Below are 17558 nucleotides of genomic sequence, written 5' to 3' on the forward strand. Positions count from 1 at the left end.
ATGGAAATAAAAATAGAAAGAAAAACTGCAGAAATAGAGTTTAATGACTTTTGCGAAATGTGGGACATAGATAATGATGTTTCTACAATGAGCGAAGAAGATAAAGAAGGCTTTGAGAAACAAAAAAACACAATTATTAAAGCTATTATGCAGGGAAGACTCACTATCAATAAAGAAGATAGAACTTTAAAGTATATTGTATCAGAGTTTTCAGAGAAATCAGGAGAAGAATTAAAAATAAGACGTTTGAAAGGTGCTGATTATATGTCTATGGATAATTATAAAGAAAAAGAAAATGTCCATAAGATGTATTCTGTAATAGGAAATATGATAGGAAGAGATCCTAAATTTATATCCAATTTAGACGGAGCAGACAGTAAATTATTACAAGCTGTTATGATACTTTTTATACAAGGGTAAGTTCTATAATAGCTAAAAACGCAAGAGAAACAAAAGTATTAGGAGTATCAGGAATATGCACTATGCTTTTGCAAATATGTTCAGATTATAGTTCATTACCCAATATAGAAAATATGACTATAGAACAGATAAAATTTTTTTATAATCCATTAATAAGCAGTTTGATAGAAACACAAAAAGAAATATCTAAACTAAAAAAATGAAAGGTTTTTTATGGCAAGCAAATATAGTATAGAAGCAGTATTTAAAGCTATAGATCAATTTACAGCCCCTATTAGGAATATGCAAAAGTCAAGCAATAAATTATCAGCTTCTATACAGACAGACTTTGCCAAAGCACAAAGAGAAGCATTAAAGTTCAAAGATAATTTTAGTAAAAATGTTTCAAAAGCAGTATCAAGTATAGGAAAAATTACAGCTAAAATAGGCATAGCTTCATCAGTAGCAGCAGGTGTAGCAGGTGCTGCTTTTATAAAAATAAGCAAAGATGCCATAGATTTAGCAAGCGATTTAACAGAAGTTCAAAACGTAGTTGATGTTACATTTGGAAAAAATGCTGATAAAATAAATCAATGGTCCAAAACAGCCTTACAGTCTTTCGGACTTTCAGAGCTTCAAGCTAAAAAGTTTACAAGCACATTAGGTGCTATGATGAAAAGCAGCGGAATTGCAGGCGATAAATTAGTTACTATGAGTCAAAATATGTCAGCATTGGCTGGAGATATGGCTAGTTTTTATAATTTAGATATTGAAGATGCTTTTGAGAAAATAAAATCTGGAATAAGCGGAGAAACAGAACCTTTAAAAGCATTAGGTATAGATATGAGTGTTGGAAATCTTGAAGAAGCATTTGATATTGATTGGAAATCTCTTACATCAGCAGAAAAAACTATGTACAGATATAAATATTTAATGAAAGCCAGTAAAGATGCTCAGGGAGATTTTTTAAGAACTATGGATAATTCTCTGGCAAATCAAAGAAGAGTTATAGGAACTACTATAAGTCAAATACTGGCAAGACTAGGAAGTGTATTTTTACCGGGATTAATAAAAATAAGTTCTTCTATTTTAAAAGCTATACAAAGTATAGATGTAGAAGATATTGCTTCAAAACTAGAAACATTTGTATCTTCAATAGATTTTGACTATATAATCAATAATATTAAAAATACTATATCTGATATTATTAGTTTTATAAAACAGATAGATTTCAATTCAATATTTAATAAGGTAAAAGATATAGTTTCCCATATATTTCATTTTGTAAAACAAATTGATTTTAAAACTATACTTAATTTCATGTTTAATTTAATAAAAACTTCTATTACAATAATTAGTGTATTAAAACCTTTTATTCCTATTATACTAGGTATAGTTGCTGCATTTAAAGCATATCAAACTATTATGCTTGCTGCTGCGATTGCTCAAATGGCTTTTAATATAATAATGGCTGCTAATCCAATTAGTATAATAATTATAGCAGTAGGTATATTAATAGGATTAATATATATTTTAATAAAGAACTGGGACACTGTTAAAAATGCTGTTATTAATTTTGTAAATACAGCATTCAATTTTTTAGACAATCTTTTTAATAAAATATATGAGTTTATAGATTCGGCTCCTTGGTTTCTGCAGGCTTTTATAATGCCTTTTAAAATCGGCATAGATTTAGTTAGAACTTTGCTTGCCGTATGGAAAAATGTTGTTAATGCTTTCAAAGAGAATGGAATAAAAAGTGCTTTAATAGAAATTGGAAAAGGAATCATAGCTTTATTAATAACTCCTTTACAAAATGTATTAGGTTTAATTTCTAAAATACCATTAGTTGGAAATATAACAAGCGGATTATCTGAAAAAATGAATGATATAAAAAGCTCTCTTGTAGCACCTACAACAAAAGAAGAAAGAGCAAATGTAACTAAAACTATAGAAAATACAACTAAAGGAATTGTAGAAATAAGAGATACTACAGGAAAAGCAAAAATGACAAGACCTATTAATACAAAAAATCCTAATATCACTTTCAAGCCTTCAGGAGCTTTTTAAATGTCTTGGGAAGATAGATTATTAGAAGCAAGTTATATATCTCCAAGCGGCATACCTTTTAATTTTCTTTATGAAGATGTTTCTTATGAATTTGATAAGAAAACAACATCTTTTATTTTTCCTGATATAGATGGTGCTTATGTTCAGGATATGGGAGTCGGAGAAAACAGATATCCTCTCAATATAATATTTTGCGGTGAAAACTATGACTTGGAAGCTGACAGATTTATTAAAGCATTAAAAGAAAAAGGCCGAGGAACATTAATTCACCCTAAATATGGTATAAAAAAAGTAGTACCTTTTGGAACTATAAAAAGAAATGATGGTATAGTCAATAATGCTAATCAATGCATATTTGAAATAATATTTATAGAAGATAATATACGTACTGATAATTCTTTATTAGGAAGTATATCTAATATAATTGATAAAATACAAAATTGTGTTGATGTATATGCTCAATATGCTTCATTTAATTTTGTTAAAACTTTTGCAGTCACCTCTGTTGGAGAACTTATAACAATCAGAGATATAGCAACACAGTCTTTTACAGATGTATTTAATCAAATATCTTATATAGCAGGCATAAATGATGATTATGACAGTATATTAAAACTTTTAAATGATTCATTTATAGATACAATAAATGAAATAGGAAATAAGCCCATTAATGCAATAAATATGCTTATGAGTGCTATGCTTATTCCTGCTCAAATACCTAATTATGATGTAAGCAGTAAACTTGATATATTTGAAAACCTAATTAATCCAAAATTAAAAACTAAATATAATAAATCTATATATGATGCAAATATAGCAAACACAAATTTTGCTATAGATAAAGTTTTTATGTATACAGCTGCTGCTGGAATGTGTCAGTCTGTCATATATTCTGAAATAAAAACAAGGGATAAAGCATTAGAAATTAATGATAGAATAAATAATAATTATAATAATATTCAGAGATGGTTAGATGATAATATAAAATCTTTATCCTTCACAGATGATGAATCAGACTATAATAATATATTAGAGTTAATATCACAAACTAAAAATTACCTTGTTAATAATGCTTTCAATCTATCTTCTGCAAATAAAATAATATTAGATGAAGATAGAAATATATTTGAATTAGTAAGCGAGCTTTATGGAAGTTTAGAAAATATAGATGATTTTATATCATTGAATAAATTAAATATACAGGAAATAGAAATACTGCCGAAAGGAAAAGAAATAGTATATTATTTATAAATTGAAAAGGAGTAAAACTTTATATTTATGCCTTCCAAACATTTAGTAAAACAGAATGAAGATTTAAAACAAATAGCAATACAATATTATGGCACCACTCAAAAAATTAATTTAATTATTAAGTCAAATTCATTTTTAGCAGTTAGAGAAATAATTAACAGCTTACCTCAAATAATAGAAGGCGACATTTTATTTATTCCATAATATATAAAAAACTGTTCGCTTGTAGGCTGTGTATACTAAAGTATACACAGGCTCACAGTTTTTTATTTGAATATATAAAAAACTGTTCGCTTGTAGGCTGTGTATACTAAAGATACATAGTTTTACTGACAATTTATTTTCAAAAATTAAAGCTATATTGCAATGATAATTTGTTAGATTATTATTTAACAATGCTTAGTAATATAATAGAAAATATATTTAATAATACTATAAATAAATCTAATAAAGGTTTAAGAGTAACCATAAAATCTAATATAGATGTTATGGAATATAGTATTAATCAAATAATAGATTTTAAATTTGTATCAACTATAGATTCTTTTGATAAAGTAGATTTAACTATTCCATATTTTGAAAACTATTTATCAAAAAATAATATAAAACATGATCCGTTTTTAGATTTATTTACTCCTTTAAGTTTTAAAGAGTGTAAAGTTTACTATGATGATGAATTAATATTAAATGGTATTTTGCTTTCTTCCATACCTTCAATTTCAGAAAGTTCTAAAATAATACAAATAACTGTTGCGGCTTCCGCTTCCATAATTAATGATGTAAATATAGCTGCTATAGAAGCAAACTCTAAATTTGAATTTGAAAATATGCCATTAGTGGAAATAGCAAATGAAATATGTTCGCCTTATGGAATAAAAACTGTAATAGAAAATATATATGATTTTAAACCATTCAGCAAAGTAGCCATAGAACCAGAACAAACAATATTTGATTTTTTAGTAGATTTAATAAAAAATGAAGGAACTTTAATAACTAATAATAGCAATGGAGATTTATTATTTCATAAAATAATAAGCAAATTACCAAGCTGTATAATAGAACAAGATAAATACCCTTTTATAGATGCATCTCCTTCTTTTAATCCTCAAAGTTTTTTCACAAATATAGTAGCTTTATCAGAAATAGACAGTGATAAAAATATAAAGGACACTATGGGAAATTATCCTATGGGAAATGATATTCTTCCAGCACCTTTAAGAAATAATAAATCTATTTTTAATATATTGCTAAAAAGAACTCATATATTTGTATGCAAAGTAAAAAAAGGAATTACTTATGATCCTTATACTTCTGCTAAAGTAAAATATGGCAGAATGCTTGCTAATAGTATTAGTTATACTTTAGTTGTAGAAGGACATAAAAATAATACAACTAATGAATTATATAAAAAAGGAGATTTTATCACTGTATATGCTCCAAATGCGGCTATTATGCAGCATACTACTTTTTTGATAAAAGAACTTGAATTAAATAGAACAGTAAGAGGCGGAGATATAACAACAATGACTTTAGTTTTACCAGAATCTTATACAACAGATATAAACACAAATGAATTATTTAATAAACTGCCTTGGTTAAAATATGATGTTAATAAGTAAAATAAATACTTTAAATGTATAAATGAAGATAGCAATAATATGAGCATATTATCAAAAATACAGTCCCATAAAGTTAATAATGGAATTATGAAAAAAATTATAGCTACTGTCAAACGTAGTTTTGGAATAAGTATTAATGCTGATATAGCAGCATCAGCTGGAGAAGACAGCGTACCAATAAAAGATGATATAGGTGTTTTAATAGAAGCCGGCGGTATTGGAAATTATGTACTTGTAGGTGTTATAAGCGAATCTCAGGGAGCTAAAGAAGGAGAAAAAATATTATATTCAAGAGATTCTAATTCTAATGTAATGACAAAAATATATTTGACTAACACAGGAGCATTATTGATAGAATCAAAAGATATTATAACAATAACAGGAGAAAAAACATTAGATATAAAAACTAAAGAAGATATTAATATAAAAAGCGATAACAAAGTAGTTATTAATGAAGGAAATGATTATGCTGTAAAGTTTAATGAACTTGACAGAGAAATGAACACATTAAAAGAGCAATTAAACGGATTTATAAAAGAATATAATCTCCATACACACGGTACTCCTAGCGGAGCATCAACACCTCCTGCAGTTCCTTCTGTAACTAATATATCTTTAAATATATCATCTTCAAAATCAGATACACTGCAAATACCATAGGAGTATAAAATGAATTATAAAGACGGAGACGTTTTGCTATCAATGACAAATGATGGATTAGATATAAATATAAAAAATAATTTAATTGAATGTACTTCAGGATTTGAAACAGCAATATATTTATCTTTATTTGGAGGAAATGAAAAAGATGACAGCAGCAATTCAAATGAAAAATATACATGGTGGGGAAATAATATACAAAGCATAGATTATTATCAAAGTAATACTTTATCTATTATTACAGGTAAAAATGCAAATGCAAGAAATTTACAGCTATTAGAAAAAGCCATTTTATTAGATTTGAATTGGATTATAGAACAAAATATAGCTGATACCATAGAAGTTAATTGTACAATACCAAACTTCAATGAATTAGAAATACAATTAAAAGTTTTAAGAGATAATAAATTAATTTCAAAGAGTAATTATAAAACAAATTGGGAAACTGTAAAATAGGAGTATTATATGGCATTAGAACAAAAAACAGTAGATGAAATATATAATTTAATTATGGAACATATGAAAGCAGAAATAGGAGAAAACATTCCAATACTTCCAAAATCATTTATAAGTATATTTTCAAAAGTTCTTGCTGGTGTATTTATGATTTTATATAAAAGCTGTTCTTGGATATTTTTGCAAATATTTGTATCAACAGCTTCATTTGATGAAATAACGGTATTAGGAAATAAAATTACTCCGCTTATAGAATGGGGACGTTTAATAGGAATAGGAGATCCTACTCCAGCAACTCAAACCAAAATAACTGCTATTGTTAATGTAAAAAGCATAGGTTCTACAATGTTTTCAGGAACTCAATTTATATCATCATTAAACGGACTTACATATATAACTACTAAAAGCTATACTTTTAATTCTGAAGAAGAAACTATAGAATTGACTTGTTCTGAAAGCGGTTCAAAAGGAAATATGCATAAAGGTGATACTCTAAATATATCATCTCCCTTATCTTCAATAGAAGGAACTATAACAGTAAATGATTTAATATCTGTTGGAACTGACAGAGAAAATGAAACTAGCTATAGAGAAAAGATAAAAAATAGATTTCAATTACAGCCTCAGGGAGGTGCTTTAAGTGATTACAGACAATGGAGCAAAGAAGTTGAAGGAGTAGCAAATGCATATATTTATACCGGAGATCCCGGAAATGTTATGATATATATTCTTGCCGATTCTTCTGTTTATGAGGATAGAATACCAGATGATGCTTTATTAAAAAAAGTAGGAGAATATATAGATAAGGACCCTTCTACAGGGCTTGCAAGCAGAAGGCCAATAGGAGCTATTATTGACCCAGACGGAGACAAAAGTTATAAAAATATAAAACCTATTGTAATAAAAGAGTTTGATGTAGAAATTACAGAAATGGAAGTTGAAAATATAGAAGAAATATCATTAAAAATAAAAGAATCTTTAACTTCTTACTATCTTGAAAGAGAACCTTATTTAGATGGTCTGAGTTTGCCTCCTTCTAAAAATGTGATAAATGAAACTAATATAACAGCTTTAATAGATGATATATTATCTGCAAGTAATGGAAGTTTTACAACAGCCATTAATTTATTGAATGATTCTGTTACTCCAAGGTATACATTAAAAGAAGGAGAAGTTGCCAAATTAAAAAGTTTAAAAATTAATGAGGAGATAGTTTAATGTCTTATAATGAAAAGTATTTTAATATTTTTAAACTTTTATTTCCAAAATCAAGATTATGGAGTTTTATAGAAACTAAAAACTTAACTAAGTTTATAAAAGCTTTAACTTCTTTACCAGATGATATTAGAAAATATATAGATAAAATATATTTAGATTTATTCCCTAATAGTACAAGAAGTTTAGAATTGTGGGAAGAACAATATGGAATAATAGCACCGAATAAAAATGAAAGTATCAGAAGAAATACTATAGCTATGAGATGGAAAGATAAAGGCGGACAGTCAGCTTATTATCTTCAAAATATACTACAAGGTAATGGTTTTAGTGTTCGTGTTTATGAAAACATACCTATAACAGATCCTAATTTATTTATGAAAGATTTAAGTTCTACTGACTGGATATTAACTAATGGTTTTATTCCATTTCAAACAGATATACCAGATATAAAAGTTGTAGCTGGAGGCGGCTGGTATGCAGGACAGAATAAACTTGTTTGCGGATATTTTGAAAAATATAAAACATTAGATACTGAAGCATTTATCCCTACAGAATCAAAATATTTTCCTTTTTGTTTTTTTATAGGAGGAGATGTAGAAAGAGATGATAAAGGCAGAATCATAAATATGCAGCCTGTTATAATACCAGCTGACAGATTAGAGTATTTTAAACAATTAGTTTTATCTATTAAACCAGCTCATACTTGGGCTTTAATAAAATCAAGGAGTTAATAATTATGAATAAAGAACAAATACAAAAAGTAAAAGAATATCTAAAATCAAAATCTGATAATATTGTAGCTAAAAATATGCTAAATACTATAACGGAGTTAGAAATAAATGATTTTGAAAAAAATAAAAATTTAATAACCAATATCATAGAAATGAATATATCTAAACATATACTAGATAAGATTTTATAAAAAGCATTTTATATATTGTTTATATAAGAAATTATATTTCTATAATTATATAAAAAATTAAATTATAGGAATATTTTATGAAACTCAAAATTATAAAACTTTTTTTTATTATTATTAATAATATCTATAACAGCTTCATCTCAGGAAAAAATTGTATATATTACAAGAACAGGCGAAAAATATCATTTAGAACATTGCAGTTCATTAAGAAGATCTAAAATAAAAATAACATTATCTGAAGCTATAAAAAAGGATATGAACCTTGTAAAAGATGTAAACCTTAAAAAAATATATTTTTTAGGCTTAAAATGCAAATTTTATTTGTTTAACAATATTTATAAAACTTATTTAAGGATAAAAAAATGAAAAAATTATTATTAATTTATATGGTATTATCTATTAGTCTATTTGCTTTTGAAACTACAGAAAATAATATAAATAACAATATTCTTTATAATATTGAAGTAATACGTATATATGATGGAGATACATTTTTTGTTAATATTCCTGATGTTCATTGGCTTATAGGATCAAATATTAGTGTACGCATAAGAGGCATAGACACTCAGGAAATTAGAGGTGGTACAGAAGAAACTAAAGAACTAGCAAGAAAATCAAAAGAGGCATTAATCAAATTATTTGAAGGCAGAAAAATAACTTTATATAATCTTAATAGAGATAAATATTTTAGAATACTTGCTGATGTCAAAGCTGATGATATAGATGTAAAAGACTATATGATAAAAAATAATTATGCGAAACCTTATAACGGCGGTACTAAAGATAGTTGGTAATATTATAATTTTTATTACCATTCTTAATTATTGAATATTTTTATTATAGCAATCAATACTTTTATAAATGCATTGATTGCTATTAATATGTTGATGTAATAAGTTATTTTTTATTAAAAAATATTTCATATATAAATGCTGGCTTATTTGAAATATTTAGTTTTATTTCTATATTGCTATTATCTATAACAATTAAAAATATTATTATTACTGCAGTTAAAAATACTAATGATATAATAATACTCTTTACTATTTTAAAAAATAGTACTATAATATTTATATTGGACATGGTTTTAGCCTCCAAAGTTAAAATTATGTTTTTAGGGTAAGGTTTTCCCAGAACCTTATCCTTTTATTTTTTAATAATTTTTACTTTTTGTTTTGCTCCTCCATATACATTCTATGAAGTGCTATTAAATATTCGCTTACATTCATTGCAGATTTTTCCTATTTCTTTATTTTTTATTTTCTTTTAAATATGCTAAATAAAACTTATGTACATTTATTATATATTCCTTAAGCGTCATATTGTACTTTAAAGCATTTTCTCTTATTTCTTTTCCTATTTCTTTTGGTATACGTACGGCTATCATATCACAGCCCTTTATACTTTTAGCTTCACTTTGTATTTCAAACTCTTTTAATTTAGACATTAAAAACTCCTTGAATATTATTTAATGTTAGTATAAAATAATGCTAGTTAGTATTAACATTAATTTTTTAATTCTTTTATAAGTAATGTTAATGCTATTATGATGATGAATATTTCAGTACCATTCATAAGGAATCACCTCCTTTTGAAGTATTCTATAGCTTAGGACTTTGCCGAGTTCTAAGCCATTTTTTTATTTATCAAAATTATAAAATGCTCAAAAATCATTGCAATATAGCTAATATTTTTTAATTAATACTTGTTAAAAAGTATTAAACTTTGTCATAATTATTTTTTAATGATTATCTCTTTAATAATGAAATAGAGTAATAAACAATACTTAAATGTAATATATACAGTACAATACAAAAAATTTAATATAATAAAAATATTTAATGAAAATTTATTTAAGACGATAATAATTACATCTAAGAAAACAACTCTATTCTTTTTCAAAAGTCAAGCAAATTTTTTAGAATAAAAATGGAGTTGTTTTTTTATGCTTAATGCTGAAAAATATAATCTTTATGATTATTCCAAAGATGTCAATTTTATTCTTCAATTTGCTGATTATCTTTCTATAGATAAAAGTTCATCAACTGTAAAAACATACAAAAATAATATTATATATTTTTTTAAGTTCATAATTAAACAAGATAATGATTATTCTATTTTCTCTGAAAAAGATTATATCTATATTTGCAGTACTGAAGTTTTATACCAAAATATAAATAAAGAATTATTAGAAAAATATATATCATATCAAACAGAAATTAAATTATCATCTGATATTATTAACTGCAGAATAAATGTTGTTAAAAGTTATATGAAGTTTTTGCATAAGAAAAAAATAATAGAAGCTAAAATATTGATAGATACTTTTGATGATATAAAAAGACCTAAACCAATAATAAAAGAACAGTTGGTAGTAAAAGCAAATCAGACTTTAGATATTATAAAAAAAATAGAAAGAACTTCAAAAGACAGTTTCATAAATCAAAGAAATATTTTAATGATGCTTTTAATGTCAAACACAGGTATTCGCAGAAAAGAAACTGCAGGCATAGATATTAGAAATATTAATCTTGAAAACAAAACTATAACTATTTATAAAACCAAAGGAAACAAACCGAGAATAGTTGTTTTTTCTGATATGATTAAAGATGTATTAATTGATTATATAGCAGAACGTGATGAGATATTAAGAAAAAATAAAATTAAAGAACAGAATAATCTTTTTATAAAAAATAATGGTCAGGATTTAGCAATAGAAACTATAACCATGATTATGAGAATAATATCAAAAAGAAATAAAATAAAAATAACCTGCCATTCTTTTAGGCGAGGATTTGCAACTGACATGGCAGAGAGCGGAACAGAAACTTATTTAATAAGCAGGATGATGGGACATTCAAATATCAATACAACAACAAGCAGATATATTTATGTGCTTATGAATATGATAAAAAATGCAATGAGTAATCACCCATTCAATAAAGTAAATACAGAAAAAATAAATAGAGATAATGAAATCCAAAATATAAAAAATGATTTTCAGGAAAATATTACAAATACGCTTAATACAATAGTGATAAAAATGAATGAGCTTAATAATAGGATTGATAAACTGAGTACAAAAAATGTATAGCTAGGCTATGTATTAATACTATACTGTATTATGGTATTTATAAATAACATAGCTCTTAATAATCAAAACTTTTTGATGTAACTTTTATCATTAATTTGGTGATTTTTTATAAGATGCACGAAATGCACATGCACACTTTGTACACTTTACTGTTAAGATGCACGAAATGTACATGCACGCTTTGTACACTTTACTGGTAAGATGCAAAAAATGAACATGCACACTTTGTACACTTTACTGGTGAGATGCACGAAATGAACATGCACGTTTTGTACACTTTACTATAAAAAATTATGATTTTATTTACTGCCTTTTTTCTATTAGGAGCTATTTTAATTTTTAATTTATGCTATTGCGATAACATCATCAAAAATTGAGTTTTGATTTTTGATTTGAAGGGCTTTATTTGAAGCGTAGAGGCTTGTTTTTAGGGCTTTTTTAGGTTTAATATAGATTTATGTATACCAGATTAAAAAACTTCAAAAACACGGCTTTTTTATAATTACTAGATAACTATGTTTTTTAGTTTTTTTATTTTTAAAATCTTTAAATCAAAAAGAAAGTCTTTAAAGTCAGTTAGTCAGTTAACTAACTTTGCAAAAAATGTGCCAAAACAAATAGACTGACAGACTGACTTACTCAAATTTATTTTATTAAAAAATTAGTTTTAAAAATTTTTTGTATTTTGTTGACTTTAAAATTATTTTGTGTATATTAGTTAATGCGAATAAAATTATTAAATGCTATCTAAAAAAGGCGTGAGAAACCTTTTAGCATTGAAGGATAAAACATGTGTAATATAGTTGTATTATGCTCTGGTATATTGTATACTTTGAGCAAGTTTAGTAATAGTTCTTTTAATTTAATAGCTAGAAATGCAGTACAAGTAATGATTATATTATACTCTCAATTTTATAATCCTTCTTGTAATTTTATTCGCAATAAAAACAAATACTTGTACTGCTTTTTTATAGATTTTAAAAAATTCGTTAAACTTTTAAGTTTGTCAATTTTTTGTTGTTCTTTTTCCAGCCTTCGCTCTGCGGGCTTCGCCAAAAGAACCTTATATCCTCGACAAGCTCGGATACGCTTCGCGAAAGTGCAAGTATTGAAGTTATTATTAAATCGTACTAATTATGTTTTATATGTGGGATAAATTGCTAAATTTAGAATAAAATGCAGCCTTTTTCCTTCTTTGTGGCAACAAAAGAAGCGGGGAGCGGGGGCTAGTCCCCGAAAATAATAAAAATATAAAAACTAATTTTGACAAACTGTATTTGTTTAGGTATATACTCAATAAAAAATTTATAATACTTAACGGCTATACAGACATCGAAAAATATCTTGAAACTGCAATTATAAATAATATTTAAATTACTATTAAATAACAATAAAAATTTTTCAAGCAAGTATAATATGTATTTTATAATAAATAAATTTATCAATATCATTTGACAAAAATTTATCATAGGTATAATATTTTTCGTTAATAAAAAATAAATTAGCGGTGTTATGTATTATGCTGAGTATAGAGAATCTAATTATAATAATTATAGGCTGTTCAATAGCAGGTTTTGTTGATGCGGCTGCTGGAGGAGGCGGACTTATAAGTCTTCCTGCATATTTAATAGCTGGTATTCCTCCGCATACGGCACTAGCTACAAATAAACTTACATCCACTTCAGGTGCTGTAGTATCTGCCTTTACCTTCTTTAAAAATGGAAAAGTTACTTCAAAACTAATAAAATTTTTAATACCTATGACAATATTAGGATCTATTGCAGGTGTGCAGGTTATAGTATTGATAGACGCTAAAATATTACAGCCTTTGATAATGATATTAATTCTAGCTGTCGGTATTTATACTTTATTTTCAAAAACTTTTGGAACCGAGAACTTATTTGATGAAAATAATTTAAAAAGAAAAAATTATATAGCAGGTATGTTTTTTGCATTTCTTTTGGGTTTTTATGATGCTGTATTTGGACTTGGTACTGGAAGTTTTTTAATAATGTTTTTTGTGCTTTATTATAAAATGGATTTCCTTCTTGCATCTGGTAACGCTAAGGCTTTGAATCTTACAAGCAATTTATGCTCATTAATAATATTTGCAATAGAAGGAAAAGTTAACTATATGGCTGGAATATTTGTTATACCTTTTATAATGATATCAACCTACTTTGGTGCTAAGTTTGCAATTAAAAAAGGAATAAAAGTTATAAAGCCTATATTTGTAACCATATCACTACTTACCACATTAAAAATATTAATAGATATAATTAGATAACAAATATATTTTTTGATAATTAGTATAAATAACTGATGCAATTATAAGTTAATCAATATAGAGTTCATCAATAATAAAATGCAAGCAAATAAAAAACTAATAAATTTATATACATAATCATTTAATTTTATAAATATAAAGTAATTATTTAGTACTTCTTTTTTATAGTCATAAAAATATTTAAATACTTATATAAAAAATTATGATTGACATTTTATGATTTTTATAATAGAGTAATCGGCATGCGGAGCGGGTAAACGCGGTATTTAAGTAACTAATACTGAGGAAAGTCCGTACCTCTAAAGGGCATCATGCAAGCTAACGGCTTGAAGGCGAAAGTCTATGGAAAGTGCAGCAGAAAATATACCGCCAATTTGGTAAGGGTGAAAAGGCATGGTAAGAGCATACCGCATTTGTGGCAACATAAATGGCAGTGTAAACCCCATGAGAGGCAAGAGCAAACAGAAACGGATTGCCCTTTTCCTAAGTTTCAGGTGGCTCGCTGGAATATTATAGTAATATAATATCAAGATAAATGTTTACCTTAAATGACAGAATACGGCTTATAGCTCCGCTTACTTTTTATAATAAAAAAATATCTTACACATATAAAATATTATCCTAAACAAGTAGATTATATATTAATATTTCTTATCTATTATTATTTTATTATTCTCATGTCTTACTTCAAGTTTCTACACTTTTTCTAATGAAAAATCAAAATACTATCTGTAATGTTCACCTCTTCTCTTTTCCATTTCAAACATAATTAAAACCAATATTTTAACTGACAAAATGAAGCATCGTACATTCGTAATAAATAACTTAGGTGAGAGCAGATTATATAAAATAAAAAATATGTAATACTTTTTATCTTAAATTATAGATAACTACAAACTAATACAATTATGTTCATGTATCTGTTTATTATATTCATTATTATATTTTGTTTTTTAGATTTATTACAGCTATTTATATTTATACTCTGTCTGCTACGTCGTTTAGTATAATATTATAATCTTGAACATTTTCTATATTAAGCAGATGCCCCGCATTTTCAACTATAAATATATTTTTTTCTGGAGATATTATAGTTTCAAAATATTTTTTTACTTCTATAGTTGGAACCTGCCAATCATGAGAACCGCATATAAAAAATATAGGTATTTTAAAACTCTTATAAGAACTTATATCAAAATCTATAAGATAATCCAAAAGATTTTTATTAACTTTCAAAACTGAAATATATGCAAAAAGATCCTTCAAAGAAAATATAGGACTCTTTCTTATAATATTCATAAGTTTTAGAGTTCCTTCATGATAGCCTGCCAATCCGTATTTTACTTGTATAATTCTAAATTTCATTACAGCTTTCCAAATATTATCTTTATCTATATTAAAAGGATAGTCTCTCATCTCTTCCATTTTTTTTATGTATTTTTTCGACTTTGAGTTTTTTACTATTTCAAAACAATGAGTAAATGCTGTCTTTTCTCCTTTAAGAAAGTTAACAACTTGCCCCATTCCTATATAAGCTGAAACATAATTATGATACTTTTTTATAAACTCAATACCCAAAACAGTCCCCCAAGAATGTCCAAGCAAAATTATATTATCACTTTTGTATTTTATTCTGACATAATCTATTATGCATTTTAAGTCTTCTATTAGATTTTCAATGGTAATATCTTCTGTTTTAGTATTATTTTTTATTTGAGTTCTACCTGCTCCTCTTTGGTCATAATAAATCAAATTATAGCAGTTTTTATAATTTTCTGTTATATATAAAAAATGAGCCTCAGATTGTGCAGGACCTCCATGCAGAAATATTATAGTCTTATCAGACTTTCTATAATAATGAATAAGATAATGCTCTATTCCGTTTACTTTTATATACTCTTCATAAAAGTCTTTGTAGTTTTTCATAAATATTTCCATTTAGTACAAAATTGCGGGATTTATATATGTCTTTCACCTATAAGGCAGTTAATGTCTATATTCCTAGTTACATCTTTCCTCTTTTGTGTGTCCCTGCTCAAATTTTTTTTTGAAGATATATATACTAGGTTTAAATTCCCGCTATTTCCAACTATATTAAATAAGTTTAATTTTTACCTATTTTAAAAAAATGTCAATAACTAAAACAAAAAATTTTTTAATTATATATTATGGTGTAGTTGGTATATAATTTCCAAAATTGCTGTATTATAAAACATAAATGTGCTCTAAATAAAATGTATGGTAGTCTGATATATTGCATTTAAGTATTCCTTAATTTATTAAAGTAAACAAGCGGTGTGCTATAATTTTGCATCAGAATGTATGCGTTTATAGTCCCAAAAATTGTTATATTTTCTTAATTTCAGATTAGCTTTCTCTAAAGTTAATTCCTGATTACAAAAGTCATAAAATTTTTTTGGTCACAGTTATGTACTTCGTTGCTCTGTATGCTGTAGGTAAGGCAGCTGCTCGGTGTTAATGCCTCACTTTGCGGAAAGACTGCATTTTTTGACTAAAATAGAGGTATTATCATACATTTAAAACTTATTTTATAAATAATTAGTAATACTTTACTATTTATAACTTATCATTATATTAATAAATTGGTCAAAATTTAGAAACTATATTTGTTTAGGTATAAACTAATTAAGTATTATATTTATAATAAAAAATAAAATAATAAGTTTATAAAAAGATATTTTTAATGTATAATAATATCATTCGTTATTTTTATATTATTTTAAGGAGATTATTTTATGTCTGAAGTAAAAAGAATTGCTATAATAGGAGCTATGGATTCTGAAATAACTAATTTTAAAGGTATGATAGAAAATATAGAAGAAATTGAAATAGCTAATATTACTTATTATAAAGGAGTATTATGCGGAAAAAATGCAGTATTATTAAAATCCGGAATAGGAAAAGTTAATGCGGCTATTGCTACAACTATAGCTATAGAGAGATTTAATGTAGAAAAAATAATATTTACAGGTGTTGCTGGTTCTGGAAATCCAGATTATGATATATCTGATATAGTGATATCAAAAGACTTAATAGAGCATGATTTTGACACAAGCGATTTAGACGGTGATGAACTTACTGTACTTGTAAAAGGATATGATAAAAATTATTATCCTGCTGATAAATCATTAATAGAGCTAGCCGAAAAATCTGCACAAAAAGTTATTACCGACAATAAAATATATATTGATACCATAGCTACAGGAGATCAGTTTGTAGGTAATAATCAAAAAGTTAAGCAGATACACAATAAGTTTAAAGCAGGTGCTATAGAAATGGAAGGAGCTGCTGCGGCTCATGCTGCTTTGATGTATAAAGTTCCTTTTGTAGTTATACGTTCATTATCTGATAAAGCTGACAGCGATGCTGTAGTAGATTTTCCTAAATTTGTAGTAAAATCTGCTCAGAACTCTATGAAAATAGTGGTAGAAATGCTTGAGAATATGAAATAATTTTTAAAATAAATAATAGAGTTGTTTGAAAATAAATATATAAAGTTTTAAACGGCTCTATTTGTTTATAATTCAAGTATTACATGCGTTTTTATGTTTCGTATAAATA

Annotated in this window: 17 protein-coding genes, 1 other RNA gene and 1 pseudogene; 16 read left to right on the top strand and 3 right to left on the bottom strand. The window is 25.9% G+C overall.

The features are described 5' to 3' along the window. From Q1X91_RS00435 to Q1X91_RS00490, 12 genes are all read left to right on the top strand, one after another. Complete coding sequence (locus tag Q1X91_RS00435) at positions 1–420, top strand: hypothetical protein (protein WP_300752275.1); 420 nt, start codon at positions 1–3, stop codon at positions 418–420. A gap of 62 nt (positions 421–482) precedes the next feature. Then, positions 483–623 (top strand): hypothetical protein, encoded by a 141-nt coding sequence (locus Q1X91_RS00440; RefSeq protein WP_014487959.1) that lies wholly within the window; start codon positions 483–485, stop codon positions 621–623. Positions 624–633: 10 nt separating this feature from the next. Next, positions 634–2469, top strand: a complete 1836-nt coding sequence (locus tag Q1X91_RS00445) for a hypothetical protein (RefSeq protein WP_300752278.1) — start codon at positions 634–636, stop codon at positions 2467–2469. Next, on the top strand, positions 2470–3720 hold the full coding sequence (locus tag Q1X91_RS00450) for a DNA circularization N-terminal domain-containing protein (RefSeq protein ID WP_297285450.1): 1251 nt from the start codon (positions 2470–2472) through the stop codon (positions 3718–3720). Positions 3721–3747: 27 nt separating this feature from the next. Then, positions 3748–3924, top strand: a complete 177-nt coding sequence (locus Q1X91_RS00455) for a hypothetical protein (RefSeq protein WP_014487955.1) — start codon at positions 3748–3750, stop codon at positions 3922–3924. Between the two features lie 191 nt (positions 3925–4115). Then, positions 4116–5339, top strand: coding sequence for a hypothetical protein (locus Q1X91_RS00460; protein WP_300752280.1), 1224 nt, complete (start codon positions 4116–4118; stop codon positions 5337–5339). A gap of 39 nt (positions 5340–5378) precedes the next feature. Next, a complete protein-coding gene (locus tag Q1X91_RS00465; protein ID WP_300752282.1) occupies positions 5379–5999 on the top strand; it encodes a hypothetical protein in 621 nt (206 codons plus the stop codon). 9 nt (positions 6000–6008) lie between these two features. Continuing rightward, positions 6009–6455 (top strand): phage GP46 family protein, encoded by a 447-nt coding sequence (locus Q1X91_RS00470; protein ID WP_300752284.1) that lies wholly within the window; start codon positions 6009–6011, stop codon positions 6453–6455. 9 nt (positions 6456–6464) lie between these two features. After that, positions 6465–7673: a baseplate J/gp47 family protein gene (locus Q1X91_RS00475; RefSeq protein ID WP_300752286.1), complete on the top strand. Its 1209-nt coding sequence runs from the start codon at positions 6465–6467 to the stop codon at positions 7671–7673. Beyond that, positions 7673–8404, top strand: coding sequence for a putative phage tail protein (locus Q1X91_RS00480; protein ID WP_300752288.1), 732 nt, complete (start codon positions 7673–7675; stop codon positions 8402–8404). The genes Q1X91_RS00475 and Q1X91_RS00480 overlap by 1 nt, the downstream gene beginning before the upstream one ends. Before the next feature lie 5 nt (positions 8405–8409). Beyond that, entirely contained in the window at positions 8410–8595 is a 186-nt protein-coding gene (locus Q1X91_RS00485; RefSeq protein WP_300752290.1) for a hypothetical protein, read from the top strand. Between the two features lie 362 nt (positions 8596–8957). Next, positions 8958–9389: a thermonuclease family protein gene (locus Q1X91_RS00490; RefSeq protein ID WP_300752292.1), complete on the top strand. Its 432-nt coding sequence runs from the start codon at positions 8958–8960 to the stop codon at positions 9387–9389. Positions 9390–9844: 455 nt separating this feature from the next. Here Q1X91_RS00490 and Q1X91_RS00495 read toward each other — a convergent pair whose 3' ends face one another. After that, the gene (locus tag Q1X91_RS00495) at positions 9845–10042 is read right to left on the bottom strand and encodes a hypothetical protein (RefSeq protein WP_297285459.1); all 198 of its coding nucleotides are present in this window, start codon (positions 10040–10042) and stop codon (positions 9845–9847) included. 498 nt (positions 10043–10540) lie between these two features. Between Q1X91_RS00495 and Q1X91_RS00500 the strand changes: the two genes are divergently transcribed. The 3 genes from Q1X91_RS00500 (at position 10541) to rnpB (ending at position 14558) form a co-directional block, all read left to right on the top strand. Continuing rightward, complete coding sequence (locus Q1X91_RS00500) at positions 10541–11689, top strand: site-specific integrase (protein ID WP_300752296.1); 1149 nt, start codon at positions 10541–10543, stop codon at positions 11687–11689. Between the two features lie 1519 nt (positions 11690–13208). Beyond that, entirely contained in the window at positions 13209–13976 is a 768-nt protein-coding gene (locus tag Q1X91_RS00505; RefSeq protein WP_300752298.1) for a TSUP family transporter, read from the top strand. Positions 13977–14217: 241 nt separating this feature from the next. Continuing rightward, positions 14218–14558, top strand: an RNA gene (gene rnpB / locus Q1X91_RS00510) — RNase P RNA component class A. A 396-nt stretch (positions 14559–14954) separates the two neighbouring features. Here rnpB and Q1X91_RS00515 read toward each other — a convergent pair. Next, the gene (locus Q1X91_RS00515; RefSeq protein WP_300752299.1) at positions 14955–15902 is read right to left on the bottom strand and encodes an alpha/beta hydrolase; all 948 of its coding nucleotides are present in this window, start codon (positions 15900–15902) and stop codon (positions 14955–14957) included. 374 nt (positions 15903–16276) lie between these two features. Then, positions 16277–16407 (bottom strand): annotated as a pseudogene (locus Q1X91_RS15585) (transposase); the annotation flags it as partial. Between the two features lie 325 nt (positions 16408–16732). Here Q1X91_RS15585 and Q1X91_RS00520 point away from each other — a divergent pair. After that, positions 16733–17449: a 5'-methylthioadenosine/adenosylhomocysteine nucleosidase gene (locus Q1X91_RS00520; protein WP_300752301.1), complete on the top strand. Its 717-nt coding sequence runs from the start codon at positions 16733–16735 to the stop codon at positions 17447–17449. Positions 17450–17558 lie beyond the last annotated feature (109 nt).

Source organism: uncultured Brachyspira sp. (assembly GCF_949287625.1).
Taxonomy (GTDB): Bacteria; Spirochaetota; Brachyspiria; order Brachyspirales; family Brachyspiraceae; genus Brachyspira.

Bases quoted from the DNA above. Each gene is read 5' to 3' on its own strand.
- Q1X91_RS00435 (WP_300752275.1), top strand. From the start codon at position 1: ATGGAAATAAAAATAGAAAGAAAAACTGCAGAAATAGAGTTTAATGAC.
- Q1X91_RS00440 (WP_014487959.1), top strand. From the start codon at position 483: ATGCTTTTGCAAATATGTTCAGATTATAGTTCATTACCCAATATAGAA.
- Q1X91_RS00445 (WP_300752278.1), top strand. From the start codon at position 634: ATGGCAAGCAAATATAGTATAGAAGCAGTATTTAAAGCTATAGATCAA.
- Q1X91_RS00450 (WP_297285450.1), top strand. From the start codon at position 2,470: ATGTCTTGGGAAGATAGATTATTAGAAGCAAGTTATATATCTCCAAGC.
- Q1X91_RS00455 (WP_014487955.1), top strand. From the start codon at position 3,748: ATGCCTTCCAAACATTTAGTAAAACAGAATGAAGATTTAAAACAAATA.
- Q1X91_RS00460 (WP_300752280.1), top strand. From the start codon at position 4,116: ATGCTTAGTAATATAATAGAAAATATATTTAATAATACTATAAATAAA.
- Q1X91_RS00465 (WP_300752282.1), top strand. From the start codon at position 5,379: ATGAGCATATTATCAAAAATACAGTCCCATAAAGTTAATAATGGAATT.
- Q1X91_RS00470 (WP_300752284.1), top strand. From the start codon at position 6,009: ATGAATTATAAAGACGGAGACGTTTTGCTATCAATGACAAATGATGGA.
- Q1X91_RS00475 (WP_300752286.1), top strand. From the start codon at position 6,465: ATGGCATTAGAACAAAAAACAGTAGATGAAATATATAATTTAATTATG.
- Q1X91_RS00480 (WP_300752288.1), top strand. From the start codon at position 7,673: ATGTCTTATAATGAAAAGTATTTTAATATTTTTAAACTTTTATTTCCA.
- Q1X91_RS00485 (WP_300752290.1), top strand. From the start codon at position 8,410: ATGAATAAAGAACAAATACAAAAAGTAAAAGAATATCTAAAATCAAAA.
- Q1X91_RS00490 (WP_300752292.1), top strand. From the start codon at position 8,958: ATGAAAAAATTATTATTAATTTATATGGTATTATCTATTAGTCTATTT.
- Q1X91_RS00495 (WP_297285459.1), bottom strand. From the start codon at position 10,042: ATGTCTAAATTAAAAGAGTTTGAAATACAAAGTGAAGCTAAAAGTATA.
- Q1X91_RS00500 (WP_300752296.1), top strand. From the start codon at position 10,541: ATGCTTAATGCTGAAAAATATAATCTTTATGATTATTCCAAAGATGTC.
- Q1X91_RS00505 (WP_300752298.1), top strand. From the start codon at position 13,209: ATGCTGAGTATAGAGAATCTAATTATAATAATTATAGGCTGTTCAATA.
- Q1X91_RS00515 (WP_300752299.1), bottom strand. From the start codon at position 15,902: ATGAAAAACTACAAAGACTTTTATGAAGAGTATATAAAAGTAAACGGA.
- Q1X91_RS00520 (WP_300752301.1), top strand. From the start codon at position 16,733: ATGTCTGAAGTAAAAAGAATTGCTATAATAGGAGCTATGGATTCTGAA.